The 25529-nt window shown below is 60.8% G+C and carries 26 protein-coding genes; 1 reads left to right on the top strand and 25 read right to left on the bottom strand.

Annotated features, from left to right (window positions below; translation table 11 throughout):
• Positions 1–76 precede the first annotated feature (76 nt).
• From LPJGGPFB_RS05110 to LPJGGPFB_RS05020, 19 genes are all read right to left on the bottom strand, one after another.
• Positions 77–490, bottom strand: a complete 414-nt coding sequence (locus tag LPJGGPFB_RS05110) for a hypothetical protein (RefSeq protein ID WP_173419014.1) — start codon at positions 488–490, stop codon at positions 77–79.
• Positions 491–494: 4 nt separating this feature from the next.
• The gene (fliR, locus tag LPJGGPFB_RS05105) at positions 495–1247 is read right to left on the bottom strand and encodes a flagellar biosynthetic protein FliR (RefSeq protein ID WP_173419013.1); all 753 of its coding nucleotides are present in this window, start codon (positions 1245–1247) and stop codon (positions 495–497) included.
• Positions 1244–3331, bottom strand: coding sequence for a flagellar biosynthesis protein FlhA (flhA, locus tag LPJGGPFB_RS05100; RefSeq protein ID WP_173419012.1), 2088 nt, complete (start codon positions 3329–3331; stop codon positions 1244–1246). The genes fliR and flhA overlap by 4 nt, the downstream gene beginning before the upstream one ends.
• A gap of 111 nt (positions 3332–3442) precedes the next feature.
• Entirely contained in the window at positions 3443–3709 is a 267-nt protein-coding gene (gene fliQ / locus LPJGGPFB_RS05095) for a flagellar biosynthesis protein FliQ (protein ID WP_025425945.1), read from the bottom strand.
• A gap of 7 nt (positions 3710–3716) precedes the next feature.
• Complete coding sequence (gene flgD / locus LPJGGPFB_RS05090) at positions 3717–4127, bottom strand: flagellar hook assembly protein FlgD (protein ID WP_173419011.1); 411 nt, start codon at positions 4125–4127, stop codon at positions 3717–3719.
• Positions 4118–4567 carry a flagellar biosynthesis repressor FlbT gene (gene flbT / locus LPJGGPFB_RS05085; protein WP_034800746.1) on the bottom strand — a complete coding sequence of 150 codons (450 nt, stop codon included), beginning with the start codon at positions 4565–4567 and terminating at the stop codon, positions 4118–4120. Before flbT ends, flgD begins: the two co-directional genes overlap by 10 nt.
• Positions 4564–4911: a flagellar biosynthesis regulator FlaF gene (gene flaF / locus LPJGGPFB_RS05080; RefSeq protein WP_025425942.1), complete on the bottom strand. Its 348-nt coding sequence runs from the start codon at positions 4909–4911 to the stop codon at positions 4564–4566. Before flaF ends, flbT begins: the two co-directional genes overlap by 4 nt.
• Positions 4912–4946: 35 nt before the next feature.
• Positions 4947–5999 (bottom strand): flagellar hook-associated family protein, encoded by a 1053-nt coding sequence (locus LPJGGPFB_RS05075; RefSeq protein ID WP_173419010.1) that lies wholly within the window; start codon positions 5997–5999, stop codon positions 4947–4949.
• A gap of 2 nt (positions 6000–6001) precedes the next feature.
• Positions 6002–7417 (bottom strand): flagellar hook-associated protein FlgK, encoded by a 1416-nt coding sequence (gene flgK, locus LPJGGPFB_RS05070; protein ID WP_173419009.1) that lies wholly within the window; start codon positions 7415–7417, stop codon positions 6002–6004.
• Between the two features lie 23 nt (positions 7418–7440).
• Positions 7441–8673, bottom strand: coding sequence for a flagellar hook protein FlgE (locus LPJGGPFB_RS05065; protein ID WP_173419008.1), 1233 nt, complete (start codon positions 8671–8673; stop codon positions 7441–7443).
• 92 nt (positions 8674–8765) lie between these two features.
• A complete protein-coding gene (rem, locus tag LPJGGPFB_RS05060) occupies positions 8766–9437 on the bottom strand; it encodes a transcriptional activator Rem (RefSeq protein WP_025425938.1) in 672 nt (223 codons plus the stop codon).
• A 270-nt stretch (positions 9438–9707) separates the two neighbouring features.
• Entirely contained in the window at positions 9708–10265 is a 558-nt protein-coding gene (locus LPJGGPFB_RS05055) for a transglycosylase SLT domain-containing protein (protein WP_173420952.1), read from the bottom strand.
• Positions 10216–11673 carry a flagellar hook-length control protein FliK gene (fliK, locus tag LPJGGPFB_RS05050; protein ID WP_173419007.1) on the bottom strand — a complete coding sequence of 486 codons (1458 nt, stop codon included), beginning with the start codon at positions 11671–11673 and terminating at the stop codon, positions 10216–10218. The genes LPJGGPFB_RS05055 and fliK overlap by 50 nt, the downstream gene beginning before the upstream one ends.
• On the bottom strand, positions 11670–12980 hold the full coding sequence (gene motC / locus LPJGGPFB_RS05045) for a chemotaxis protein MotC (protein WP_173419006.1): 1311 nt from the start codon (positions 12978–12980) through the stop codon (positions 11670–11672). The genes fliK and motC overlap by 4 nt, the downstream gene beginning before the upstream one ends.
• Before the next feature lie 5 nt (positions 12981–12985).
• Positions 12986–14200, bottom strand: coding sequence for a MotB family protein (locus tag LPJGGPFB_RS05040; RefSeq protein WP_173419005.1), 1215 nt, complete (start codon positions 14198–14200; stop codon positions 12986–12988).
• Positions 14197–14850 (bottom strand): hypothetical protein, encoded by a 654-nt coding sequence (locus LPJGGPFB_RS05035; protein ID WP_173420951.1) that lies wholly within the window; start codon positions 14848–14850, stop codon positions 14197–14199. Before LPJGGPFB_RS05035 ends, LPJGGPFB_RS05040 begins: the two co-directional genes overlap by 4 nt.
• 452 nt (positions 14851–15302) lie before the next feature.
• Positions 15303–16271 (bottom strand): flagellin N-terminal helical domain-containing protein, encoded by a 969-nt coding sequence (locus LPJGGPFB_RS05030; RefSeq protein ID WP_077504326.1) that lies wholly within the window; start codon positions 16269–16271, stop codon positions 15303–15305.
• A gap of 330 nt (positions 16272–16601) precedes the next feature.
• Positions 16602–17519, bottom strand: a complete 918-nt coding sequence (locus LPJGGPFB_RS05025) for a flagellin N-terminal helical domain-containing protein (protein WP_173419004.1) — start codon at positions 17517–17519, stop codon at positions 16602–16604.
• 263 nt (positions 17520–17782) lie between these two features.
• Positions 17783–18700, bottom strand: coding sequence for a flagellin N-terminal helical domain-containing protein (locus LPJGGPFB_RS05020; RefSeq protein ID WP_173419003.1), 918 nt, complete (start codon positions 18698–18700; stop codon positions 17783–17785).
• Positions 18701–19092: 392 nt separating this feature from the next.
• Here LPJGGPFB_RS05020 and LPJGGPFB_RS05015 point away from each other — a divergent pair, with 392 nt between their 5' ends.
• Positions 19093–21018, top strand: a complete 1926-nt coding sequence (locus tag LPJGGPFB_RS05015) for an O-linked N-acetylglucosamine transferase, SPINDLY family protein (RefSeq protein ID WP_173419002.1) — start codon at positions 19093–19095, stop codon at positions 21016–21018.
• Between the two features lie 381 nt (positions 21019–21399).
• Here LPJGGPFB_RS05015 and fliP read toward each other — a convergent pair whose 3' ends face one another.
• The 6 genes from fliP to flgA are packed head-to-tail and all read right to left on the bottom strand — an operon-like array spanning position 21400 to position 25526.
• Positions 21400–22137, bottom strand: a complete 738-nt coding sequence (gene fliP / locus LPJGGPFB_RS05010; RefSeq protein WP_173419001.1) for a flagellar type III secretion system pore protein FliP — start codon at positions 22135–22137, stop codon at positions 21400–21402.
• An 8-nt stretch (positions 22138–22145) separates the two neighbouring features.
• The gene (locus LPJGGPFB_RS05005) at positions 22146–22643 is read right to left on the bottom strand and encodes a flagellar basal body-associated FliL family protein (protein ID WP_077504330.1); all 498 of its coding nucleotides are present in this window, start codon (positions 22641–22643) and stop codon (positions 22146–22148) included.
• 18 nt (positions 22644–22661) lie between these two features.
• Complete coding sequence (gene flgH, locus LPJGGPFB_RS05000; RefSeq protein WP_173419000.1) at positions 22662–23372, bottom strand: flagellar basal body L-ring protein FlgH; 711 nt, start codon at positions 23370–23372, stop codon at positions 22662–22664.
• Positions 23369–23902, bottom strand: coding sequence for a MotE family protein (locus LPJGGPFB_RS04995; RefSeq protein WP_173420950.1), 534 nt, complete (start codon positions 23900–23902; stop codon positions 23369–23371). Before LPJGGPFB_RS04995 ends, flgH begins: the two co-directional genes overlap by 4 nt.
• Positions 23902–25017, bottom strand: a complete 1116-nt coding sequence (locus LPJGGPFB_RS04990) for a flagellar basal body P-ring protein FlgI (protein WP_173418999.1) — start codon at positions 25015–25017, stop codon at positions 23902–23904. Before LPJGGPFB_RS04990 ends, LPJGGPFB_RS04995 begins: the two co-directional genes overlap by 1 nt.
• Positions 25014–25526: a flagellar basal body P-ring formation chaperone FlgA gene (flgA, locus tag LPJGGPFB_RS04985; protein ID WP_173418998.1), complete on the bottom strand. Its 513-nt coding sequence runs from the start codon at positions 25524–25526 to the stop codon at positions 25014–25016. The genes LPJGGPFB_RS04990 and flgA overlap by 4 nt, the downstream gene beginning before the upstream one ends.
• Positions 25527–25529 lie beyond the last annotated feature (3 nt).

Here is a 25529-nt window from a genome sequence, read left to right as displayed (position 1 = left end):
ATCAGGACCGACGCAATCGCGCGTTCAACATTCGACCCGAACGCCCTGCCGATCGGCGAGCGTTGCGGATGTCACACTATCGCCGCTCAACCTTACCGGAAGCTGGCGCTTGGCCGCCGACGTGTTGGTCGATCAGGTCGTAGATGGAATTATCGGCCTCCTCGCGGTCTTCCGACTGCCGGGCCTCCTTCATGTTTTCCTCAAGCCGGTCGGCCTTGGCACGCTCCTTCAGCATGCGCGCTTCGTGCGTCTGCTGGATGCCGAGCAGCATCTGGTCCTTCTGCACAAGGCGCCCGACCTGAGAGGAATAGTGGCCGGAAAACATGCGATGCATCGGATGGCCAGAGCCCATGGCATCGACGACGACGTCGATCGTCTCGGCCAGGACGTCGCGCTGGCGCGTCATCTCGACGAAGTCCGCCTCAGCCATCTGCTCGAGATGACGCTGAACGGCGACCAGGCGCTTGAGCTTCTGTGACCGCGTCTTCATTTCCCTAACCTCCCTGCATGACGGGTGCAAAGCCGTCGCCGAACAGGCGCAGCATCGCGGCGATGCCGAGATAGAGCAGGAACATGCCCCCCATGATCAGATAGGGCTGCGAGATGAAGTAGATCGGGATCTGCGGCGCCAGCTTGTTGACCATGCCGATGGCGACGTTGAACAGGAGGCCGTAGATCAGGAAGGGGCTGGCAAGCCTCACCATGATCATGAAGGTCTGCTCGAGCGAATCCGTCAAGGTAATCAGAACGCCCTGCGGATCGAAGACACTGCCGACGGGCATGACCCGATAGGACTGGGCGATCGCTTCGAACATGACGTGGTGAAAGTCGAGCATGAACAGGATCATCAGCCCGGCAAAGCTGATCATGCTCGTGATCTGGTTCTCCGCCGTGTCTTCGAGCACGTCCGACGATGGCGGCGGGTTGAAGCCCATCAGCATCGTTATCGCCGTGCCGGCGAATTGAAGGCCGAGCACATAGTAGCGCGCGACCAGACCGATCACCGCGCCAACCGCCGTTTCGGCCGCGATCAGGTAGATATAGGTGTGGCCCTTGCCGGTCACCTGCGGGTAGATGTCGGCCCACATGACAGGCAGGATCGCCATGGAGATGGCGACCGCGATGAACAGCCGGATCTGCATGGGAATGCGCGCGGTCGAAAACCCCGGCATGATCATGATGCACGCCCCGATCCGGCAGAACGCCGCAAACAGCGCGAGCACCGTGCCCTCGGGGTCGGTTATCATGAAATCGAGCCGATGATCTTGATCTCGAGTCCCTTGGCAAGCTCGACATGCGAGAGCACGGGCAAAGTGGCAAAAAGACGTTCGATGATCATGCGGACATAAGAGCGGGATTCGGGCGAACTTACCAGTACGAAGGGCATGCCGCGATCGAGATGTTCACGGATAACTTTCGTCGCCTGTTCGCTGAACTCTTCGAGATGGCGCGGATCGATGTCGAACTCGACGACCTCCCCCTTGGCATCACGCTTCAGCGCCTGGTGGAATACCATGTCCCATTTGTTGCCGAGGCGCAGGACGCGCAGGATGCCGTTGTCGGCGAGGTCGCCGCACAGCTGCTGCGACATGCGCACGCGCACATGCTCGACGATCTGTTCTGTCTTTCTGACATGCGGCGCGAGTTCGGCCACCGCTTCGAGGATCAGGTGCAGGTTGCGGATCGATACCCGCTCCGCCAGGAGCAGCTTCAACACCGCCTGCAGCCCGGAGTAGGACATGTGCGAGGTGCAGATTTCGTCGGCGAGCTTGCGGTATTCCGGATCCAGCCGATCGATCAGCACCTTCACGTCCTTGTACGACAGGAGATGCGGCAGGTTGTTGCGGATCACTTCAGAAAGATGCGTCAGCACCACCGAGACGTTGTCGATCGGGTGGAAACCTTCACGCTTCAAGTCTTCGGTGAAGGTTTCGAGGATCGAGACCGCCGGCATGCCGAAGGCGGGTTCGCGGATCTCGTCTCCCGGCACGCTCGGACGGCGGCCGCCGCCGGTAACGACAAGAACTTCACCGACACGCACCGTGTTGGAGGCGATCGTCGTGCCGTGGATGCGGACGTGGTAGGCCTTGTCGGGAATGCTGATATCGTCGGAGACCTTGATCTCCGGAATGACGAGGCCGTATTGACCGGCGAACTTGCGGCGCATCTTCCCGACGCGGAACGCCAGTTCCTGGTGGGCGCCGAGCAACCGGGTCGACACCTGCTTGCCCAGCAGCAGCTCGATCTCGGCGGTCCTCAGCACCGATTTGACCGAGTCTGCTTCGCCATCCTTGGTCTGCTGGGCCGTCGCCGCTTCCTGCATCCGGCGCGCCTCGTTTTCCGCTGCGATCTGCCGCGGAATGATCCAGCTCAGGAACGCCATGCCACCGCCGAGAACCGCGAACGGGAAGAACGGCAGGCCCGGAACCAGCGCGAGCAGGATGATCAGGCCGGAGGCAACCATCAAGGCGCGGGGATAGCCGCCGAGCTGCCCGACAACAGCCTGGTCGGTGGAACCGGCGGTTCCGCCGCGCGACACGAGCAGGCCAGCGGCGAGCGAAACGATCAGCGCCGGGATCTGGGAGACCAGACCGTCACCGACGGAAAGCTTGACGAAGACGTCGGCAGCTTCGCCGATCGGCATGTCATGGCGCAGATAGCCGATAATGATCCCGCCGAAAATGTTGATCGCAGTGATGATCAAGCCGGCGATCGCATCGCCGCGGACGAACTTCGAGGCACCGTCCATGGCGCCGAAGAACGAGCTCTCCTGCTCCAGCTCGCGACGGCGATGCTGCGCTTCCTTCTCGTCGATCAGACCGGCCGAAAGGTCGGCGTCGATCGCCATCTGCTTGCCGGGGATGGCATCGAGGGTGAAGCGCGCGCCGACTTCGGCGATACGCGTCGCACCCTTGGTGATGACGATGAAGTTCACCGTGATCAGGATGAGGAAGACGATCAGGCCGATGACGAAATCGCCGGACATGACGAGGCTGGCGAAACCGGAGATGACGCCGCCGGCAGCGCCGTGGCCTTCATGACCGTGGGAAAGGATGACGCGGGTCGTTGCGATGTTCAACGCCAGGCGAACCATGGTCGAAATCAGCAGAATCGTCGGAAAGGACGAGAATTCGAGGGGCCGCTGGATCCACAGCGCCACCATCAGAATCAAGACCGAGAAGGCGATCGAGAACGCCAGCCCCATGTCGATCAGGAACGGCGGGATCGGCAGGAAGAGAATTGCGAGGATCGCCACGATCCCGAGCGCAAAGCCGATGTCCCGGCCCTTTGGTGCTACTTTCGGGATAATCAACGCTGCTTGCTGTGCCATGTCTCTTCCGTCTCTTCATGAGAGGTCGGGCAGCATTCACACGCGCTGCCCCAATCTAAGACTGGAGATAGAGGCCCAAGCTTGCGCGAAGGTGGTAGCGCGAACGCGCGATCAGAATCCAGATTGGATTCGGGAGAAGACGATGTCGGTGAAAATCGAGATCTGAGCGCCGATGAAGGGCGCGGAAACGGCGACCGTGATCATCACCGCAAGGATCTTCGGGACGAAGGTCAGGGTCATTTCCTGAACCTGGGTCAGCGCCTGAATAAAGGCGATGACGACGCCGACGATCATCGCGGCGAGAACGGCGGGCCCTGAGGCCACGATCACGGTCCAGATCGCAGCCTGCACAATATCGAGGGCATCCGCCTCATTCATTCGGGTATCACTTTACCTTGACGCCTGGGCCGATAACGAGCTCCTTGCCGTTATCCAGCACTGCAATGATTCCGTCAGAGTATAGTTTGACTTCCTTGACGACGCCAGTGACCGTTCCGTCTGCATTGGTGACAGTTTTGCCGATCACCGCATCCGCCTCGCTAAGCGACGTGCGTTGCAGCAGGCTCTCGAGGTTCTTGTTGGTCTTGATCGTCTGCTCGACCTGCGAGAAGGTCGCAAGCTGCGCGATCTGCTGCGTGGCGTCCATCGGCTGGGTCGGGTCCTGATTCTTCATCTGGGCGACGAGCAGCTTGAGGAAGCTCTCATAGTTCAGCGACGCCTTGCTGGCGTCGTTGCCGGAATCGGCACCCGAGACGATCGGGCTGTAGTCATTGTTACTGACGCCACTTACCGCCATGGTGCAATCTCCTTGCGAATCTGCTCGACCGTGGCCGGCGTGATTTCCTGCGTGTTGAGGATGCGGTCTTCGATTGCATAGAGCCCGCGGATCGCCTTCAGCGCCTCGAAGGCGCGGCCATTGGTGACCAGGCCGTCGACCCGCTTCAACTCCGCCAGGATCTCTTCATTCTTGAAGCAGTTAAGCAGCATGACGATCGACTTGCGGAACATGGCGGTCGATTGCTCGGCACCTTCCGGGTTGATCAGGATCATCTGGGCGATGAAGTAGAGCTGCTTCAGCGGCGTCGTTGCATCTTCCGGCTGAAGGACGTGGTTTTCCAGAAGGAAAGTCACGTCATTCAGGAATTCGACGGCGACCTTGCGGTCAACGCGAAGCACCGCGCCGTTTACAAAAATTCTTTCGCCCGATTTCAGCGAGATACGCAGTGTGCTCTTCATTTCAGTCCATCCCTGATGATGGTGGTAATGTCAATTATGCCCTGGAAGTTGGAGGATTCGCGTTTGCGGATCTTTTCCGTCTCGTTGAGTATCCAGATGGCGATCGAAATCAGATTGGCGCGCAGCTCTTCGTTGAGCTGGTTTTCCGGTGCGCGAAGATCCTCGATGAAGCGGATCCAGACGCGCCGGGTAAAATAGATGGCCTCGATGGCCTCTCTCGAATACCCGTTCTGCTGTCTCGCGGCTTCCAGGAGCGCGATCGAGCGATCGAGTACCTGCCGTTCTCGATTCTTGGAGTCGGCAACACCGTCCTCCATGATCTCGGCATAGGAAAATTGGTACATTCAGACATCCTTCATGTTTGTCCGGTCGCCTCTTCTCAGAGGTAGTTGAGCAAGCTCATCTGCTGCAGTCTCGACGTCAGCGCGTAGGATGTATCGAGCTGGGTCTTCAAGGTGTTCACACGGGTCGCCGTTTCGATCTGATCGATGCCATTGATGTCCAAGATGTGGGTATTGAGCAGCTTCTGCTGCGCCTCGAGCGACGTGGTCGCCTTCTTGACGCGCGATTCGGAGATGCCGAGCGAACTGCGTTCGCCATTCAGACCGGCAATGGCCTGCTCTGCGTAACCGAATGCCGCGTTGCTGATCGTGTTTCGAACCTGCGAATTGACGTTCTTGTCCATCAGCTCCGACGAAATCACGCTTGCAAGCGCGAACATGCGGAAGCTCTTGGTGTTGGCGTTGGTCGAGCTCTCGATGACCTCGCTCGCGCTGATGCGGCTCGTCATGTTCTGGCTCGACGCATCCGACCAGTTGGCATCCCAGCCAGGGCCGGTGAACATCGGCTCCAGCGTGTTGCTGATGAAATCCTGCATCTGCGCCGGTGTGAACTGGCTCATGTCAGTGAGGCTGTTCGCCGACATGTAGGTGGTCAGCGCCGTATCGAAAGCGGCCTTTGCCGCAGACGGAGGCACGGAGTTGTATTCGGTCAACGGCTTGACGTCGGTGTTGATGCCCGAGAACAGAAATTCGCCGTTGAAGGAGGTATTGGCCGCCGACGTAAAGATCTGAAGGGCGCCGTTCACTTCCGTCTTCAGGATCTTCATCGCGTCAACGCCGTCGTTACCCTTGTAGGTAACGAGCGTATCGCGCACCTTCTCGGCCGCCTTCTGCATCGTTTCGAGCGCACCCTGGGACGCCGAAAGGCGCTGCGTGACGACGGCGTTGGTGCTCTTCATCGCCGACATCCTGTCCAGCTCACGCTGAAGGTTCAGCGATCGCGACGTCGTTGCGCCGAGCGTCAGCCCGAGATCGTAATGGATGCCGGTTGTCTGTTCCTGCGACCGCTTCAGCAACTCGGCTTGAGTCTGCTGAATCGTCAGGCGCATGGCGCTCTGGATCGCCAGGTTCGAAACGAAGGACGTCTTCATGATTACCTCACAGCTTCCATAAGGGCCGCCATCATGGCGTCCACCGTGCTGACCAACTTGGCCGATGCTTTGTAGGATTGTTCGAGATCGAGGAGCAGCGACAGTTCCTCGTCGATGCTCACTCCCGTCTGCTTGCTCAGTGCTTCCGCCGTGCGTGACAAGAGCGCGGACTTGTTGTCGTCGGCTGTCGACGCAGTCTTGCGGAACTGCTCCAGCCAGCCAACGGAGCTGGTGGCGAAGTTCATGATGCTGCTGCTGTTGTCGAGGCCGGACAAGGGGTCGAACGCCATGTTCTCGCCCATCTTGTTGACGAAACCATCCAGCAGATCGGTATAGCCGGCATTGCCGGTCGGGTTGTTCGACGTGCCGTCGAAACCGCCGTCGCGCAGCATCAGCGGGTTAGCCTTGGCCAGCGCATTGACCGCGATCTTCGATGCCATGCCAGGCGCGATGCCGACAGGCGGAATACCGGGCGAACCCCAGGTAAACAGACCGGGTTGGCCGCTTTCCTGGAACAAGGTCACCAGACCGCGCGCGATCTCGTCGAGCTGCGACTGGAATTTCGGACCGACGTCGTCGCGCAGCTGCACGAGTGCGGCAAGTTTGCCCTTGGCCGTCGTATCGGCGCCGGTGCCGGCGGCGATCGGCACACCGTCGACATAGATCTTGTTGCCGACAGTCGTTGCGTCATAGGTGTTTTGCGAAGCGAAGGTGACGGACCGCGGAATGGTCTCGAACAGAACGGTTCCGTCGGTGGTAAAGATCACCGTGTCGTTGTTGTTGCGCGTCGTGGTCGAGATACCGACGATCTCGGAAACCTGCTTCAGGATCTTGTCGCGCTGGTCGAGCGCGTCGTTCGGGTCGGTCCCCTGCGCCGTTGCCGCCTTGACCGCGTTGTTGGCCTTTTCGAACTCCGCCAGCAAGCCATTCAGCTTGTCGACCTCCAGCGCGATTTCCTTGTCAGCGTCCCCACGCATGTCCTGAACGGCCTTCGAGGCCTTGTTCAGCGAATCCGCCAGGTCTCCGGCGTCGGAGACTGCGGCGGCTGCAATCGTCTTGTTGCCCGGGGTTGCGGCAAAGGTCTGAAGGCTGTTGCGGAAGTCGGCCAGCAGCTTGGACGGCGCCATCTCGTAATTGTTGCCGCCGAGCGCTGACTTCATCAGCTCCAAGCCTTCGCGGAGCCTTGCCTGACCGGAGGCCGCGCCCATGCCGGCGATGCCCTGTTTGAGCAACGCCTCGTTCTGGGCACGGTAGATGGATACGACCTGCGCTCCGTTCGCCGTGCTCCCGAGCAGCGCAAGCCGACGCGAGTAGTCCGCGTTGCCCGCGTTCGCGATGTTCTTCGACACGATCGCGGTTTGCTGCGCCGTGTTGCTGAAGGCCTGTTGTGCGATGGATATTGCGGAGGACAGCGACATGACGCGGACCGTATCTCTTTCAATTACCGTTTCAGGTTGACCAGAACTTCAAGCAAGTCAGACGCGGTCTGGAACACCTTGGAGTTTGCCGTGTAGTTGCGCTGCGCCTCGATCATCGAGGTCAGCTCGTTGGCGATGTCGACGTTCGAGTTCTCGAGCGCCTTGGACTGGATGTTGCCGAAAGCGCCGGAGCCGGCAAAACCGGTGACGATGACGCCGGAATCGGTGCCCTGCGAATAGACGTTGCCAGATTGCGGCAGGAGCCTGTCCGGGCTCTGTACGGTGGCAAGCGCGATACGGAACTTCGGGATGAGGTTGCCGTCGCCGTACTTGACGTAGACGATGCCTTCCTTGTCGATCTCGAAGCCCGACATCTTGCTCGGCTTCGAACCGTCGATGCCGCCGCCGGTGCTGGTGAAATCGCCACCGAGCTGCGACGTCTTTGTCGTGTCGATCGTCAGGGCGCCGAGATTGGCGCCTGTGCCCGGCAGGTTGTTTATAGGCGTCGTCGTCAGCGTAGCGGGCGTGGCCGAAATGCGCTTGCCGGCCGCATCGAAAGTCATGCTCTGCGAGCCGATCACGCCCGTTGCCGGCGGGCCAGCCGTGTATGTCGAACGGTCCCTGATCTCAACCGACCACTGGTTCACGCCGGTCTTCTTGTAAACGAAGTCGAGGATGCGGGTGTTGCCCTGGCTGTCGTAGACGACGAGCGACGTCGGCTTTTCGTCGCCGATGGCAGCACCCGACGGCAGGTTCGCTTCCATCGCACCCTTGGTCGAGCCGGAAGCCACCAGGCCCTCGTCCTTGAGCTTGACTTCCGTCAGGCCGTCGAAGCCGTTGACGACAACCGTCGGGTCGGCGCCAGCCTTGTATTCGTAGCCCATCAGCTTGAAGCCGGCGGTGTTGACGAGGTTGCCATCCTTGTCGGGAACGAACGAGCCGGCGCGGGTCAGGAAGTTCTCGCCGCCATTGCCCTGGACGATGAAGAAGCCGCCACCGTTGATCGCAAGGTCGCTTGCCGACGTCGTGTAGCTGGTGCCGCCCTGCTGCGAGATGCTGTAGCGCACCTGGGTCTCGACGCCACCGGAATTGTAGTTGCCGCCGCCCGAGGGCAGGATCATCGATGAGAATTCCGTCGAGGCGCGCTTGTAGCCCGTCGTGTTCGAATTGGCGATGTTTTCAGCCACTGTGCCGAGACGGTTCGACTGAGCGTTCATACCGGAGACGCCCGTTCTCATGCTGCCATAGAGACTCATATCGGATCCTCATTTCCACGTTGCAGCGACACTAGGAAGCGGGCCTTGCGTGAACCTGTCTTAGGTGCCGCATTCGACCGCTTGAGCGCGCCTTAGTTCCAGTCGATGCAGTAGCCAAGGAAACGCTTGGAATCGATCGGGTCGAAGCCGAGCTTCTTGCGCAGTTTCTTGCGCAGCTTGCTGATGTGGCTCTCGACGACGTTCTCCTCGACGTCTTCATCGAAGATGCCGTAAATCGCGTTGAAAATCTGAGACTTGGAGACGCGGCGACCGCGGTTCGAGACCAGGTATTCGAGAATGCGGCGCTCGCGGCGCGGCAATGCGAACACGTCGCCGTTGATCTCCGGATCGCGGCCATCCGCAAAGACGCGGATCGGACCGATATCGGTGTAGTTGTTGATGGCCTTCAGACGCCGGCGGATCGCCGCCACCCGGGCCAGGATTTCGCGGGGATGGACGGGCTTGCGAACGACGTCGTCGACGCCGCAGTCAAACAACGCCAGCGTGTTTTCGAGCGAGGGCGTATCGCTGACGGCGATGACGGGCGCCATCGACCGGTCGCGGATCGCGCGCGGCAAGGCAAAGGTGCTGTCACCCTGACCGATCAGAAACGCTTCGACCGCATCGATATCCGAATCCGCCGCCGCATTCACCCACTCACCGAACTCCTTGGGATCGAAGCCCGTCGAGGGAATTCCTTCACGCCCGAAAAGCGACGTATAGCCGTCCTTCACGAGTTCTCTATCATCAACCACTACGATCATTCGTCCGCCTCCGAATCAGTATGGCACCGCACTGATTGAGAGGTACGAATCGAGGGATTCATGAACAACTAGAGGAAGTTAATGGGTGGAATTAATAATTGATTAACCATGTCGCACCGATTTGATCTACATCTAGTGGCTTGACGTTAATGATCACACTAAAATAATGTGGAAAAGTTAACGGTCCGCGACAAAACCACTTGCCGTCACATTCTCCGCGCATTGTCGCCACAATGCGGCAAGGCTCGCGATCAAGCACTCAATGGTTGTTTATTGGCAGAACTGCGTGGCGTTCGGCGTCCACTTGCCGTAGCCCGTCGCGACCAGATTCGCGATCACCCGGCAGACATATTTCTTCTGCGCCGGGTCGTTGTTCGGGCCGGCGTGATAGCGCGCAACGGCCATGGTCCAGCTCTCGTGCTTCGCGCGGAGGTTGGACAGGAAGCGCGCGGCATATTCGACATTCTTGCGCGGGTCAAGCATCTCCGTCGGCGATGCGAACTGATCGCCATGGAAGTAGTAATTGATCTGCATACAACCGAGATCGATGAGCTTGGCACCCTGCGCCTGGGCGTTGGCAAAGCGGACCAGGACGTCCTGGGTGCTGTTGCCGAAGTAGGCCTTACCCTCGATGTTCATCGCGTATGGCTGCAGCGATCCCTTGCGGCCCGTCTCCGTCAGCCCGACGGAATAGAGAATGCCTGCGGGGACGCCGTATTTCGACGCTGCCGAGATGATTTCGCGCTCGCAGATGCCGGAGTCAGCACTGGCGAATGCGCTACATGTAGACGTGACCAGTGCGAGAACGCTCAGTGCCGGCAACCGCATCATCCGTACCGCCATTGCCAACTCGCCTTTCCGCCATTGAAGCCTGGCTGTCGCCATCCTGTCGCTGCCGTCCCTGGCCGCCACCGTCCTCGGCGCGCTCGCGGCCCTGCTGGCCCGCCTGAGCCTGCTGCTGCGAACTGCCGCCGCCTGCAGAGGCATCGCCGCCCGAATTGAACACGACGTTGATCTGATCGACTGCGAAGCCCTGGGCCCGCAGTGCCTTGACCATTTCGCTCTGGTCGTCGCGCAACTGGCGGAAAGCGTCGGCGTTTTCGACCTTCAGCTCCACCTGCAGCTCGTCGTCCTTCAACCGCAACGTCGCGGTAACAAGGCCGAGCTCGATCGGATGCATCTGGATCTTGAGCGTGTTCAAGGTCTTGCCTGCCTGGGTCCATGCGCCCGGCTGGCCAAGGGCCGCACTGGGCTGCAACGACTGGGCAAAACCTGTGTCTCCGGCGATCGCGCTGGTGACATTGCTGGAGTTCGTGTTCATCGAAATGCCGAGATACCGGCGTGCCTCGAGCACGGTGACGTTTTCGGCCTTGGCCGACGACCGCGCCGCGTCGACCGTCGCGCGTTCACCGTCCCTCGATATGCTCATCGAGATCTCCTGGCCCTTGCCATCGGCGCGGGCAAAGCGAAACAGCCTGTCCGTGCCCTGTTCGCCTTCGCCGCCTTCGCCGTTCGTACCATGCACATCGGCCATCGCTGTGCCCTTGGCCTTGCCGTCGCCGAGCGCATGGACGCCGGCCGTTCCGGCTGCACCGCCCTGCGCATCCGCGCGCGCCGACGGCATCGCGCTGCCGCCGAGCAACGTCAGCAGATCGTCCACGCTGGCGTTCGGCGATTGTTTGGCATCGGAAGCCGCCTGCCCGTCAGTCGCCTCGCCGCTGCCTTCGACGCCTTGAGTGCCGCCGGCCTGGGCTTTGCCAAGTCCGTGCGACAGCGAAGCTAAGTGCGCAGCCACGTCGTCCGTGTTGCCGGCCGGGTCGGACGCGCCCGCATTCTCGCGCGCCAGCGTTGCCCTGGCGGCAGCAAGACGTTTGGCGTCCTTGTCACGCGCAGCGAGCGAGAAGCGTTCGTTCTGACCATTCTGATTCTCGGGCGACGGATCTTCGAGATCCCCGGGCGCCCTGTGCGTCGGCTTGGAGATCGAGATCTGAGCGTCACCGCCCTTGATGCCACCGTTACCGATCAAAGCCGCAGCTCCCGAATTGTCGCCCTCTGCGGCATCGCCGGCTCCCGCGATCGAACCCTGTGCGCCCTGCCCGTTCGCCTTCTGGCGCCCGGCGGTTGCGACGGCATCCTCGAAGGCACCTGGGGCCTGGTCCTTGCCACCCGCGCGGGCGCCCGCCTTGCCCGTCGGCGTTTGAGGCGGTGCGCGCAGGCTTTCATCCAGAGCTCTCATTTGCCTTCCCCCCTAAGCAGCGCATCGATCTCGTCGACCTTTGACCGGCCCTTCGCCACGAAACCATCGTGGGCGGGGTCGGAGGCGGCGGCAGCGTCGGCGCTGACCTGTGTCGTCTCTTCCGCTGTCGGGGCGCTGGCCTGCGCCGTCGGTTTCCCGAACGGGCTCATGCCGCTTCCCGTTTCCGCGCCTTCGACATCTTCGTTCGGCGTGGCTGGTACAACCGGTCTAGCGGAGAACGCTTGCGTGAGGCTTTCATCGTCCGGTGGTCTGACGACCGCATCTGCAACCGCCTTGGCGGCATCGCGCAGGGCGCGGTCGCGCGGTGAGAGTTCCGCGTCCGGGATCGCGGCGATGCTCTGGGTCGCGGCAAACACGTCGGACGACGGTACCGCCGCCAGCCCAGCATAAAAATTGGCAAGCACGCGCGGCTCGGAGGCGCCATCGGCTGCAAGCTGTTCGGCTCGCTCGGATGCAAGCTTCGCCAGGGTCTGCTTGCCGCTGATGGCGGCGCGACGCGCGACGCGCAGATAGACCTCCCGCTGGCGCGGCGCGTCCATGAAAGTCAGGATTTCGGAAATCCGCTCATGCGCGCCTTCTTCGAAATGCCCCACGGCCAGCTCGACGAAGACATCGGCGAATTGGCTCGCATAGGGCGACGTCAGGAAGCGGCGGGCGTAGTTCAGCGCGTAGCGGAAGCCCTTCTCCGGCAAGTTCGCTTGCACCGCGAGGTAGACGGAGCGGCGAAGCGCCGCCTCTTCGATGATCGTGCCCGGAGCCATCAATCGCGCCCAGTCGTAGAATTTCATCGCCCCAACCGGATCCTGCTGTGAGGCGGCATTGCCCAGGATCAGAAACAGGTAGGGACCCACACGGGAGTTGCGGTACTCGGGCGCCGCCTTCGACAGGCTCTCGACGATCAGGCCGCCCTTGCCGCCGAGATACTGGCGCAGCGCATCGGTAACGCGCGAATCGAAATTGCCGTCGACATCGTGGTCGGCGAGATAGTTGAGCGTCTCCGGATTGCCGCCGCTCATGGCGTAGACAAGTGCGGCATCGACGTTGCGCGGATCGCGGAACACGGATGCGTCTGCGGCCCTCAGCCGCTTGTCGATCGCCCCCAGCATGAAGCGCTGCATCTCGATGGCCGAATGATCGCCGAGCACCACCGAATCCTGCACATACTGCAGCGATCGGATCATCTTGAACGGTGCAAGCTCCTCGAGATCGTTGGCACCGGCCATTCCCGCCGAAAGCGGGATGGCAAGGACCGACATCATCAAGGCGGATCTCAGGCGTCGCAGCATCGGTCCTAGCCCTTTGCCGACTGCAGCAGGATTTCGATACGGCGGTTGCCGGGCGCGTAGGGATCGCCAGGGATCTGCAGCCGTCTGTCGGCAAAGCCGGTGATCTGGCTGACGCGATCTTCCTTCAGACCCCCGCGAACGAGCATGTAGTAGGCGCTCTGGGCTCGCGCTGCCGAAAGGCGCCAGTTGTCATAGGTGCCATCCTTGAACGGCCGACCGTCGGTGTGGCCACGGATGGCAACGGCGCCCTGGCGCTCAGACAACAGCCTGCCGATCTTTTCCATCGCCATGACCAGTTCCTTCTGCGGCACGGCCGAACCGACGGCAAACATCTGGGAATCCGTCTGCTCGCTGATCGTCACCAGCAGGCCGCCCTCTGCCGGCGTCACGACGAGGCCTTCCGCCAGTTTGCCGGCATCGCCGCCGAGCTCCTTGGTGATCTCGGCTTTCAGCGCTTCCGCTTGCGCCGCGGCATCCTGCTTCAGCAGCTCGGCCTTTTCGGCATCGCTCTTGCCGGCATCGGCAGGCTTCGCGCCATCCTTGGTCTTCTGGTCTTCCGCGGTATTCTGCAGCGGCGCTGCGCCGCTTTCCATGGCCGACTTGGACGCTAGGGCTACATCTGTCTCGGCCGTGTTGCCGGCATCCTTGACTTCGACCTGCTTGGTCCAGAAATCCGGGTCGAACGGGTCGCGATAGGCTTCGCCGCCCTCCGCACCGGTCGATGGCCCGGATTGCGCCGCGCCGCCGTCACCCTTGACGCTGATGTTTGCCTGCTGTCCCACTTCCTGTGCGATCTCGGAAAGCACGGAATAGGGATTTTCGAAAAAGTCGGCGTCGGAATATTTCGTTTCCTCGCCCGAGGTCGCCGTCAGCTGGTCGCCGGTCTTGGCAGAGCCACCGGACTTTTCCTGCTCGCCGTCCACCTTCGATCGTTGTTGCGTCTCTTCACCCTGCGCATCCTTGGCGGGGTCCTTGAGGCCACGTTCGGCGGGCTTCTGGTCGGTCAACTGAACCGGGTTGAAATAGGAGGCGATCGCCGCCTTGGTCTCTTCATTGGCAGCATTGATCAGCCACATGACGAGGAAGAAAGCCATCATCGCGGTCATGAAGTCGGCGTAGGCGATCTTCCACGCTCCGCCGTGATGGCCGTCATGATGGCCGCTCACGCGCTTGACGATGATGATTTCGTTCTTGCCGTTGTGGTGGCTTTCGTCGCTCATGCGAGAACCTTCCGGACAGTGTCGGCCCAAGCCGCCATTCTGGTGACGAGGATCGTGCCATCCATTTCGATGGCGAGATCGACGTCCATTGTTTCAATGTGGCGGAACACCGGCATGTCGTCGCCGAGGCTGCTCTTCAACGCTTCGAACAGGGGAAGCGGCCCCTTGATGGTGATCGCACACCCTTCGCCGGCGACGATCCCCTGCCGGATCATCTGGGCCATATCGGCAACGGCCCGCTGCAAGAGCGCATCCTCCATGACGGGAGCAAGCACACGGGCGGTCTGGTCACCCAGCGAAACGGCAAGTTGGTCCGTCATCTCGTTGAATCGTTCGGCAACGCGGCTTGCCGCCTCATCCTCGAAGCGCTTGGTCAGGGCTTCGATTTCGGCTGCGTGGGCGGCCTGGAGGTCGGCAATCTGGTTGGCGTGTTCAAAGGCAAGCTCTGCCTGCGCTTCCGCGCGGCCCTGCTCGAATGCTTCACGACGCTCGGCATCGACATCGATCTGAGGGGCGATCGACCGCGGCGCGGACCGGTCACTATCGGAGTAGTCGATATCCAGATCGGGAAAATATTTCGGCGGCATCATCGACAGTTCGACTTTTGGCGCGCTGAAATCCTTGAGATAGCGGGACAGCATCGCGCTCATGGCTGGAACCTCGATGCGCGCAGACCGACAGCCGGCGATCCCCGTCTGCCCGACAGGCGCCGCCTTACGGCGCAGAATTCCCATGATGCTGACACTGCTGAAATGTCTCCCTCGGGTCCGGTCGCCGATAGCGGCGAACCCTGCATGCTTGGACTTACACAGGTCGCGCTCGAAAACTCTCGTCCAAGCGGCGGACCAATGCAGGCGGCGGCGCAAATCTCATATTGGCCGGCAGTCAACCGACAGGACTGCGAGGGAAGGCTATTCGGTCAAACTTGTGCGAAAATGAATGTGTTGGACCGCGCCAGGGCAATTAGCGCGGTCCAACCGTTTCCACCGGGTGCCGTGACCGACGACATGGCAGAACTCAACCCGTTCCGGCATCCGCTTCTCAGCGGATGCGGCCGAGCGATCTCAATCCGGCGGGCCAGAGCGCCACCGGCTGGAAAACCTTACTGCTGGAAGAGACGCAGGATGTTTTCGGAATTGGTGTTGGCGATCGAGAGCGCCTGAATGCCGAGCTGCTGTTGCGTCTGCAGCGCCTTCAACCGCGTCGATTCCTCATTCATATCGGCATCGACAAGACGGCCGACGCCCTTGTCGATCGTATCCATCAGGTTGGCGACGAAACTTTCCTGCATGTCGATGCGCTTGGTAATCGCGCCAAGTGTCGAGCCGGCGTCCGTCAACTGTCCGAGGATCTTGTCGACGACGCGGATCATCGCGTCCATGTCGGCAGGCGTGGTGGATGCGGACAGCTTGATTTCGGTGCCGGTCGGAGGAGCTGCGGGCGGTGCGACGATCAGATAGTACGGAGCCGCGGTGCCGGTCGGCGTTCCCAGGAGCGCATCGGCATCATAGCCTCTGGTCAGCAGGCCGCGTGCCGAGCTGCCTGAGTCGATCAGCATCGATTGCGCCGTGTCGAAATCAAGCGTCGTAATGGAAACGTTGCCGTTTCCGTCGCGGTTGAAGGAGGCGACGATCGACTTTGTGCCGACGGCGGCGGTATTGGTGTTGTAGAGCCAGTTCTCGCTCGAGAACGACGCCGATTGCGCGGCGGACATGAGCTGGTTCTTCAGCTCGGTGATTTCCTTGTTGATCTTGAGCTTGTCGACACCTGGCTCGCGCGCGGCAACCAGTTTCGTCTTGATTTCCGTGACGATGTCGATGGAAGCTTTCATCGCTTCATAGGCGGTATCGACCTTGGCTGCGCCGAGGCCGAGCGCGTCCTGTACCGTCGACAGAGCGGCGTTGTCGGATCGCATGGTGGTTGCGATCGACCAGTAGGCGGCATTGTCCGCTGCGGTCTGCACCCGGTAGCCGGACGAGATCCTGTCCTGCACTTCGGCCATGTTCGTGTTGATCGAGCGTAACGTCTGGAGTGCGGCCATGGCGGCCGTGTTGGTCATGATGCTGGTCATTGGTCACTTGCCCCGAATGATTTTTTTGAGAACATCCCGGTGTGAATGACCGGCAGCGACGGGACCAGCGTCATGCGAACCGCCCCTGTTTTGCCCTGGGGGCGACCCTTCGCTCTTAACGAATGTGTAACGATTGTTTGGTTAACAAACGGTTAACGCCATTCATAAGTCAGTAACGAAGGTGAACAAAAATAAGGAAATATGAAGCAGGCGTTAATGGCAACAAGCCACAGACCGGAAACGGAAAAACCGCGCCGCCCTCTCGGGCGACGCGGTTTCCTGGAGTGGATGATCATGAGGGCAAATGCGCCCCCACGCTCGATGCGCTGATTACTTGAACAGCGACAGGATGTTCTGCGAGTTGGTGTTGGCGATCGTCAGGGCCTGGATGCCGAGCTGCTGCTGCGTCTGCAGGGCCTTCAGGCGGGTCGACTCTTCGTTCATGTCAGCGTCAACCAGCTTGCCGACGCCCGATTCGATCGAGTCCATCAGGTTGTCGACGAAGTCCTTCTGGAGGTCGATGCGGCTGTCGATAGCACCGAGGTCCGAAGCGGCATCGGTCATGCTCTTCAGCACGGTGTCAACACCGCTGAGGTAGTTCTTCAGCGCGGTCGTGTCGGCAGCAGTGATGTTGAGGTTCAGAACGCTGACGCCAGCGATAGCCGTGCCGCCTGCATCCTTGAGTTCTGCCGTCAGCAGGCCGTTTGCCGTTGCAGCTTCGTCGATCAGCATGGTCTTGGTCGTGTCGACGTCGAGCGTCGTCAGGCTGACATTGCCGTTGGCGTCGCGGTTGAACGAACCGACGATCGACTTGGTGCCCGGAGCCGTTGCGCCGGAAGCAGTGTAGAGCCAGTTTTCGCCGGAGAACGAGGCGGACTTGACGACGCTCTTCAGCTGTTCCTGAAGCTGCGTGATTTCCTTCTGGACCTTGGACTTGTCAACGCCCGGTTCGCTGGCAGCAACCAGCTTTGCCTTGATTTCGTCAACGACGGAGATCGCAGCCTTCATGCCGGTGTAGGCAACCGAGGTCTTCGCAGCGCCGAGGCCGAGTGCGTCCTGAACGGTGCCGAGAGCCTTGTTGTCCGAACGCATGGTCGTTGCGATCGACCAGTAAGCAGCGTTGTCGGAAGCGTTACCAACGCGGAAGCCGGACGAAATACGGTCCTGCGTCGTTTCCATCGAGGAATTGATCGAACGCAGCGTGGAGAGTGCGGCCATCGCGGCGTTGTTGGTCATGATAGAAGTCATTGGCTGAGTGCCCCTTGGGAATTCTGGATTGAAAGGGACATTCCGGGATTACCGGGAAACGGCGGCCAGCTTCATGCCTGCTAACGCGTTAATCTTGTTGGTTAACCCGCCGTTTCGATAGGCATAGAAAACACCAAGATGGTTAACGAACGTTGAAGCCACGACCCAAAAAAATCGTATAGCCAAAAGAAAAACCGCGCCTCGATCGAGACGCGGTTTTTCGTATTGCAGACCGGGACCGAAATCGCCGGTGTCTGGACCGATTAACGGAACAGCGACAGGATGTTCTGCGAGCTGCTGTTGGCGATCGAGAGAGCCTGGATGCCGAGCTGCTGCTGCGTCTGCAGAGCCTTCAGGCGGGTCGACTCTTCGTTCATGTCAGCATCAACCAGCTTGCCGACGCCCGATTCGATCGAGTCCATCAGGTTGTCGACGAAGTCCTTCTGGAGGTCGATGCGGCTGTCGATAGCACCGAGGTCCGAAGCGGCATCGGTCATGCTCTTCAGCACGGTGTCAACACCGCTGAGGTAGTTCTTCAGCGCGGTCGTGTCGGCAGCAGTGATGTTGAGGTTCAGAACGCTGACGCCAGCGATAGCCGTGCCGCCTGCATCCTTGAGTTCTGCCGTCAGCAGGCCGTTTGCCGTTGCAGCTTCGTCGATCAGCATGGTCTTGGTCGTGTCGACGTCGAGCGTCGTCAGGCTGACATTGCTGTTGGAGTCGCGGTTGAACGAACCGACGATCGACTTGGTGCCCGGAGCAGTTGCGCCAGAAGCGGTGTAGAGCCAGTTTTCGCCGGAGAAGCCAGCGGACTTGACGACGCTCTTCAGCTGATCCTGAAGCTGCGTGATTTCCTTCTGGACCTTGGACTTGTCAACGCCCGGCTCGCTGGCAGCAACCAGCTTTGCCTTGATTTCGTCAACGACCGAGATCGCAGCCTTCATGCCGGTGTAAGCAACGTCGGTCTTGGCAGCGCCGAGGCCGAGTGCGTCCTGAACGGTGCCGAGGGCCTTGTTGTCCGAACGCATGGTCGTTGCGATCGACCAGTAAGCAGCGTTGTCGGAAGCGTTACCAACGCGGAAGCCGGACGAAATACGGTCCTGCGTCGTTTCCATCGAGGAATTGATCGAACGCAGCGTGGAGAGTGCGGCCATTGCCGAGTTGTTGGTCATAATAGAAGTCATGAGACTGTCCCTCAAATTTACAAGGTTACATGGTTGGGGACATACCGGACTAAAACGTCTACCGGTAATGACGGACCGGCTTCATGCCACTCGGCTCCGCTCACTCAAGTGAAGGAAACCAAACCCGTCATGTGAGGGTGAATATCGCCCCCAATGCTTGCGATTTCATTAAGGCGGCAAGATATTTTCGAAGCAAAATCCTATGGTTAACAGTACGTTACTTTCGCTTCACCCTAGCTCGCGAGAATGACTTCAGCGACACTGGATTTATTGGAAAACAATACGCTATTCGCCCGGCAATCCCGCCTCGGGCAAGGTTTCTGCTTCAAAACGGTATCTTGGTACATTGACGTTGCACAGGCTTGCGCGGTGACAACGGTTGCGCTTATTCCATGGAGCTTCCCTTGAACGCCCACACCATCTTTTCTTCCGCTTCTCGGCAGTATCAAAAAGGCCAGTATACCGAGGCCCTCGATTCCCTTAATCAGCTGCTCGATCTTACCCGTGATGCCAAGACGTATGCGCTCTTGGCAAAGGTGTTGCTGAAGCTCGGCTTCCGGAGCGATGCGGCGCAAGCCTATCAACTGGCGGGTGAAGAAGGCGGATTGCGTTCGGAGCATTTCCTGGCAGAGGCCATGAAGCTGCATTTCGCCTGCGGCAATGACGATCAGGCCTTGAGCCTCGGCCGACCCTTGCTCGAGCAGGCCAAGACTGATCCCGAACTTGCCTACATCATCGTGACCTTGTTCCTGAAGCGCGACCAGGCCGATATCCTCGGCCCCTTCAAGTCGACGCTCTCGGCGAGCGCCCGGCAGGAACATCAGGTGCTTGCGGCCAAGCTGCTGACGTCGGACGTCGGCAACAACGAAGACCGAGAGATCGTCACCAACCTGTTCCGGCGGACGCCTTCGAACCCGGTCCTGTTGTCCGCCTATCTCGTTTTCATGCAGGAAGTGAACAACTTCAATGAAATCGAAAACTATGCGCAAGCGCTGGAGCGCGTGATTCAGTCGAACAACAGCAAATTCCTGCGCGCGGAAACGCCATTCTACAATATCCACTGGTGCCGCGACGAAAAGCTGAACCGCCTGGCTGCAGCACTCGATCAGCCATTCCCGCCCGGCCTGCCAAAGGAGCGTCGCTCCATGCCCCATAGCTGGGGCAAGAAAATCCGGATCGGCTATCTGTCCAACGACTTCTGGGGCCTGCACGCCACCATGAAGCTGCTGCGGGCCGTGCTGACCGCCCATGATCCTGAAAAATTCGAGATCGTCCTGTTCTGCTACACGCCGGAAAAATATCTCAAGGTCGTCGGCGAAGGGCGGGAGAGCTGGGGCAGGATCGTGCGCGTCGAACACCTTTCCGACGAGCACGCGGCCCAGGTGATCCGCGACGAAAAGATCGACATCCTCGTCGACCTCAAGGGGCACACGATGAACAGTCGCGTCTCCATTCTCAACCACAAGGTCGCTCCGGTTCAGGTCGCCTGGCTCGGCTTCCCCGGCACCACCGTCAACACCGACCTCGACTATATCATCGGCGACCACTACGTCCTGCCGGATGGCAGCGAGGAACACTACCATGAGCGGTTCTGCCGGTTGCCGGAGACCTACCAGCCGAACGACCCCGCCGGCCGTCCCCTGCCCGCAACGACGAGCCGCGCCGAGATCGGTTTGCCGGAAGACGCGTTCGTTTACGCCTCGTTCAACGCCAACCGCAAGATCACGGTTGAGACGATGAAGGCATGGGCGGAAATCCTTCGCAGAACGCCCGATAGCGTGCTCTGGCTCATGTGCCCGAAGCCCGAAGCCCAGGCTCATATTCTCCGTCGCTTCCAAAGCTACGGCATCACCACCAAGCGCATCATCTTCTGCGCGAAGGTCGACTATGAAAAGCACCTTGCCCGTATCCCGGCGGCAGATCTCGGCCTCGATACCTTCCCCTGCAACGGCCACACCACAACCTCCGAACAGCTGTGGATGGGCTTGCCGGTCCTGACGCCCAAGGGCACCCACTTCGCCTCACGCGTCAGCGAAAGCCTGCTGCACGCGATCGGCGTGCCGGAACTCGTCACAGCAGACATCGAGGACTATATCGAGCAGGCGGTCGCTCTTTACGAGAACCGTGACAAGGTCGCCGAGTACAGAGAGCGGCTCACGGATAACCGAATGCTGAAGCCGCTCTTCGATTCAGAGCGCTTCTGCCGCCACCTCGAGCAGGCTTACGAGATGATGGCCGAACGCGCCAGGGACGGACTGGAACCCGCGCTGATCGACGTGCCGGCCCTGCCGGCGCGAACAGGGACATTTGCTCAGTAAAGCACCACGGCGGCGCAACCGCCGACACGCCTTGTCTCCCCTTGACCCCGCCCACACGGCGGGGTTTTTTCGTTCGGGGTCGCGGACCGGAAGCGGGTACACCGCGCCATAGTTTCGCATCTGCGCGGCAAGGACGCGGCGACGCTTTGCAGAATGCCGCTATCGAGCGAGTTCTCTGAACGCGGATCAGATGCTCTGGAATCGAAGCGCCGGAGCGTCCTTGGTGCGTTCTTCTGAACGCACGTCACTCTGGACGGACCGGATAAATCTGTAAAACGAGACAGCCATGACGGAAAGACCGACGTGCCGAGATCCCATATGGAGCGCGCCACATGTCGGCAAGGCGATGCCGTTGCTGCGGCCAGAACAGGCGAAAACTGTTCAGCTAAACGAGCGCACCAGGCTGCCGACGAGCAGGTTCCAGCCGTCGATCAGCACGAAGAAGAGGATCTTGAACGGCAAGGAGATTGCCGTCGGGGGCAGCATCATCATGCCCATCGCCATAGTAATGGTGGCGACGATCAGGTCGATCACCAGGAACGGCAGCATGATGAGGAAGCCGATCTCGAAGCCGCGGCGGATTTCCGAGATCATGAAGGCGGGAACGACGGCGCGCAGGTCGACCTTGTCGTCGACGACGACGGTCTGACCCTTTTCCTTGGCGATATCGATGAAGAGCTGCAGATCCTTGTCGCGAGTGTTGGCGAGCATGAATTCACGGAACGGCTCCGCGATGCGCGGCAACGCCTCCGTTTCCGTGATCTGGTTCTTCATCAAGGGGTCGATGCCATCGCGCCAGGCGCGGTCGAAGGTCGGTGCCATCACATAGAACGTCATGAACAGCGCCAGCGAAACCATGATCATGTTCGACGGCGTCGTTGCCAGGCCCATGCCGGTGCGCAGGATGGCAAACGCGATCACGAAGCGTGGAAAGCTGGTGACCATGATCAGGATGCCGGGCGCGACCGACAGAACGGTCAGAAGGCCGAAGGTCCGGATGATCCAGGACGCAGCAGAGCCGTCGATAGGCGTGTTCAGGATGTCAGAGGGAAAACTCTGGGCGCCGGCAATTCCGGACATCGCCGTCATGGCGACTATGAAGGCGATGAGCCGGATCATTTAGCGAATCATTGAATGACGAAGGTTCTGAACATAACGTTGGTTACGCGCCCATCCGAGCGCAGGTCAACCCGTTCCTGGATGTCATCCCTGAGATATTGAAACCCGCGCGGTCCCTGGATCTGCTGCAGCGATACGGTTTTCAGATAGGCGGCGATATCCTGGTGGATCTGCTCGGCCACGGCCGGGTCCGGGATACCGTCAAACTGCAACGCCACCTCGAGCCGGACCCAATTTTCAGAAGGGTAGGCAAGGTTCGTGGTAATCGGCTCCAGCTGAACGACGCCGTTGGCCTCCGTCGCGATCTTCGGCACGCCCTCCTCGCCTGTTGCGTTCGGGGCGACTTCCTTCGCCGCGTCCACCTGCTCCTTGGGCGGCGGCGGCGCCAGCATGCCGCCGACCAGCCAGCCGCCGCCACCGGCGACGAGCGTCAGGACGGCGACGATGGCGATCGTGATCACCTTCGACGGTGACTTGGCAGGCGCGGCTGTGTCGAGTTCTTCCATCTTGCCATTCCCTGCCGATCAGATCGGCGAAATCAGATCCATGACCTGCTGGCCGTAAGGCGGCTGCTGCACTTCGGTCAGGCGGCCACGGCCACCGTAGGAAATGCGTGCCTCGGCAATCCGGTCGTAGGAGATCACGTTGTTGGCGTCGACGTCCTGCGTGCGCACGATACCGGCAACATTGAGGATGCGAAGCTCGTGGTTGACGCGAACTTCCTGCGAGCCGCTGATCAGGAGATTGCCGTTTTCGAGCACGCCGGTAACGACGGCGGCGACGAGCAACTGCAGCTTTTCGGAACGCTCGGTCGAGCCGTCGCCTTCCGTCTTGGTGTTCGAACCATATTTCAGATCACCCGACCAGCCGAAGTCGCTGGCCTCCGACTGGCCGCTCGCACCGATGTTGAAGCCGCTCGTGTTCTTGCGGCTCCGATCGGTCTTGTTGTCGAACGAGGCCTTGTCATTGATGGCGATCTCGACCGTCAGGATGTCGCCGACGTTCAATGCGCGCGCATCCTTGAAGAGCGCCGACTGCTGATCGTTCCAGAGCGAAAAGCCGTTGGAGACCTGGCGCGGCTGCTTGGGATACATCGCAAGCTGCGGCGTCTGCGTATACTGCAGGCCACTGCCGATCGGGCTCATGGCAGGGGCCCGGCCAATCTCGTTGAAAGCCTGGTTCTGACATCCTGCGAGGAGGCCCGCGGCCAAAACGGCCGTTAGACGCATTTTCATGATGGTTCCTTCGAGGTGTTCGGATCGCTGGCACTCGAGATGATGTTGGTAAGAGCGGCGGCCTTCTCGTCACTCATTTCGCTAAGGATCAGCGACGACTGCCGCGCCGGCAACTGCATGACGATTGCGGCCGCAATCTCCGGCCTGACCATTTCAAGTTTGCCCGCGGCAGCGTCCGGCTTCATCGTCTTGTAGATGCCGACGAGGCCGATCTCGGCCTGCTTGAGGAAGTCGTTGCGACGCTTCAGCCAGTCTTCGTATTCCTCGCGCCGCTTTTCGAGCGTCGCGATCCGGTCGTCGACATTCGCCTGAAGCGTTTCGAGTTCCTTGCGCTGCAGGACATAGCGCTGGTCGCGCGCAGCGTCAGCGATGTTGGTGCAGAACTGCTGGATCTCGTTGGCCGTGGCGTTGGCGGCTGGCGGCGCCGTGACGTCCTGGGCAAAGGCGCCGGGCATCGCCAGCATCGACGCGACGGCGGCCGACGCGAGCAGGATGTTGCGGGATTTTCCGAGAAAGCGGTCGATGTTCATCATTGCAGGACAAGCTCCGCCTGAAGGGCCCCAGCCGTTTTGATGCTTTGCAGGATGGCGATGATGCCATCCGGCTTGACGCCGATGTTGTTGAGACCGGCAACGAGAGACCGGAGGCTGGACCCGTTGAGGATCGCGACCGTGCCGCCGTCGGACTGGGCCTCGATCGTGGTGTTCGGCTCCATTGCCGTCTGGCCGCGCGCGAACGGCAGCGGCTGAACCACTGTCGGCGTCTCGGTGACCTGCACGGTCAAAGTGCCGTAGCTGACAGCCACCTCGTTGACGCGCACATCCTGGCCGATGACGATCGTGCCGGTGCGTTCGTTGATCACCACCCTTGCCGGAACATCGGTCTCGATGACGATGTTTTCGATATCCGCCATCAGCCGCGCCAGGTCCGCCATCTTCGGCTTTTCGACGAGAACGGCCTGAGAATCGCGGGCCTCGGCGATACGGCCGCCATATTGCCCGGCGGCATATTTGTTGATCGCGGCGGCCATGCCGACCGCGGTGGAAAAGTCGGGGTTGCGCAACTGCAGCACGAGGTTGAAGCCGTCCTTGAACTTCGACGGCAGTTCGCGCTCGATGATGGCGCCATTCGGCACGCGGCCGGAGGTGGTAACCCCCTGGTTGAGCGATGCGGCGTCCCCTTGAGCCGTGAAGCCGGTGACGACGACAGAGCCCTGGGCCACCGCGTAGATCTGACCGTCAGCGCCCGAAAGCGAGGTCATCACCAGGGTGCCGCCACGAAGCGAGGTGCTGTCGCCGAGCGATCCGACCGTCACGTCGACTCGACTGCCGGGGCTGGCAAAGGGCGGCAGGTTCGCGGTGACGAGAACAGCCGCGACGTTGCGGGTGCGCGATTCTCCGCCCTGGGTCGAGATGCCGAGGTTTTGCAGCATGGCGCGCATCGACTGATCGGTGAACGGCGACGAGCGCAGGCTGTCGCCCGTTCCCTGGAGACCGACGACGAGGCCGTAGCCGATCAGCTGGTTGTCACGGCCGGCCTGCAGCGAGGCGACGTCCTTGATTCGCGACGCGCCAAAGGCAGGCGTCATCGCTGTAGACAGCGCGACGGCCAGCGTCAGGAACCATTTGCAGGCAAGCATTTTCATTTCGCCACCACATGTATCGTGCCGTCGGCCATCACCGTTCCGGAGACGATAACGCCAGTATCAATGTTACGAGCCCGGATCAGATCGCCGATCGCGGCGTCCTGAAGGGGCGAACCGGCCGCGCTGATGGTGAGGCCACCATTGCTGAAGACCAGACGGACGGTGGAGCCGCGCTCGACTGCATATTGCTCGCGCAGGGCCGATGCCAGAATGACGCGGCCGGGCAGCAACGTGCGCTTGCTTACCTTGCCGTCGATCTCGCTCAACGTCCTGACATAGCCGTCCGTCAGATCGGGGTTGGTCACATCGACGACCTCGAGCCGGCTCGCGTCGATCGCTTCGCCGGGGTAGATCGTCTGCTTGGGGATGACTGCCGTCAGCCGTTCCGCAAAGCCTGCCGAAGGCGACAGGAAAGCGGCGGCAAGCAAAATGCCCGCCACCACGTGCCGCGCACCTGGCGCGGAACCGTCTTTCTGAGCTGTCATGCCAGCGGCTTGGCGAAACGTCATGTT

Origin of the sequence: Ensifer adhaerens (assembly GCF_013283195.1) — a bacterium.
Lineage (GTDB): Bacteria > Pseudomonadota > Alphaproteobacteria > Rhizobiales > Rhizobiaceae > Ensifer > Ensifer adhaerens_G.
The sequence above is the reverse complement of the archived record's forward strand: the minus strand, read 5'-3'. Positions and strand labels throughout refer to the sequence as shown.

Coding starts and splice junctions, on each gene's coding strand:
- LPJGGPFB_RS05110 (WP_173419014.1), bottom strand. CDS start 490: ATGAAGACGCGGTCACAGAAGCTCAAGCGCCTGGTCGCCGTTCAGCGT.
- fliR (WP_173419013.1), bottom strand. CDS start 1,247: ATGATAACCGACCCCGAGGGCACGGTGCTCGCGCTGTTTGCGGCGTTC.
- flhA (WP_173419012.1), bottom strand. CDS start 3,331: ATGGCACAGCAAGCAGCGTTGATTATCCCGAAAGTAGCACCAAAGGGC.
- fliQ (WP_025425945.1), bottom strand. CDS start 3,709: ATGAATGAGGCGGATGCCCTCGATATTGTGCAGGCTGCGATCTGGACC.
- flgD (WP_173419011.1), bottom strand. CDS start 4,127: ATGGCGGTAAGTGGCGTCAGTAACAATGACTACAGCCCGATCGTCTCG.
- flbT (WP_034800746.1), bottom strand. CDS start 4,567: ATGAAGAGCACACTGCGTATCTCGCTGAAATCGGGCGAAAGAATTTTT.
- flaF (WP_025425942.1), bottom strand. CDS start 4,911: ATGTACCAATTTTCCTATGCCGAGATCATGGAGGACGGTGTTGCCGAC.
- LPJGGPFB_RS05075 (WP_173419010.1), bottom strand. CDS start 5,999: ATGAAGACGTCCTTCGTTTCGAACCTGGCGATCCAGAGCGCCATGCGC.
- flgK (WP_173419009.1), bottom strand. CDS start 7,417: ATGTCGCTGTCCTCCGCAATATCCATCGCACAACAGGCCTTCAGCAAC.
- LPJGGPFB_RS05065 (WP_173419008.1), bottom strand. CDS start 8,673: ATGAGTCTCTATGGCAGCATGAGAACGGGCGTCTCCGGTATGAACGCT.
- rem (WP_025425938.1), bottom strand. CDS start 9,437: ATGATCGTAGTGGTTGATGATAGAGAACTCGTGAAGGACGGCTATACG.
- LPJGGPFB_RS05055 (WP_173420952.1), bottom strand. CDS start 10,265: ATGCGGTTGCCGGCACTGAGCGTTCTCGCACTGGTCACGTCTACATGT.
- fliK (WP_173419007.1), bottom strand. CDS start 11,673: ATGAGAGCTCTGGATGAAAGCCTGCGCGCACCGCCTCAAACGCCGACG.
- motC (WP_173419006.1), bottom strand. CDS start 12,980: ATGCTGCGACGCCTGAGATCCGCCTTGATGATGTCGGTCCTTGCCATC.
- LPJGGPFB_RS05040 (WP_173419005.1), bottom strand. CDS start 14,200: ATGAGCGACGAAAGCCACCACAACGGCAAGAACGAAATCATCATCGTC.
- LPJGGPFB_RS05035 (WP_173420951.1), bottom strand. CDS start 14,850: ATGAGCGCGATGCTGTCCCGCTATCTCAAGGATTTCAGCGCGCCAAAA.
- LPJGGPFB_RS05030 (WP_077504326.1), bottom strand. CDS start 16,271: ATGACCAGCATCATGACCAACACGGCCGCCATGGCCGCACTCCAGACG.
- LPJGGPFB_RS05025 (WP_173419004.1), bottom strand. CDS start 17,519: ATGACTTCTATCATGACCAACAACGCCGCGATGGCCGCACTCTCCACG.
- LPJGGPFB_RS05020 (WP_173419003.1), bottom strand. CDS start 18,700: ATGACTTCTATTATGACCAACAACTCGGCAATGGCCGCACTCTCCACG.
- LPJGGPFB_RS05015 (WP_173419002.1), top strand. CDS start 19,093: ATGGAGCTTCCCTTGAACGCCCACACCATCTTTTCTTCCGCTTCTCGG.
- fliP (WP_173419001.1), bottom strand. CDS start 22,137: ATGATCCGGCTCATCGCCTTCATAGTCGCCATGACGGCGATGTCCGGA.
- LPJGGPFB_RS05005 (WP_077504330.1), bottom strand. CDS start 22,643: ATGGAAGAACTCGACACAGCCGCGCCTGCCAAGTCACCGTCGAAGGTG.
- flgH (WP_173419000.1), bottom strand. CDS start 23,372: ATGAAAATGCGTCTAACGGCCGTTTTGGCCGCGGGCCTCCTCGCAGGA.
- LPJGGPFB_RS04995 (WP_173420950.1), bottom strand. CDS start 23,902: ATGAACATCGACCGCTTTCTCGGAAAATCCCGCAACATCCTGCTCGCG.
- LPJGGPFB_RS04990 (WP_173418999.1), bottom strand. CDS start 25,017: ATGAAAATGCTTGCCTGCAAATGGTTCCTGACGCTGGCCGTCGCGCTG.
- flgA (WP_173418998.1), bottom strand. CDS start 25,526: ATGACGTTTCGCCAAGCCGCTGGCATGACAGCTCAGAAAGACGGTTCC.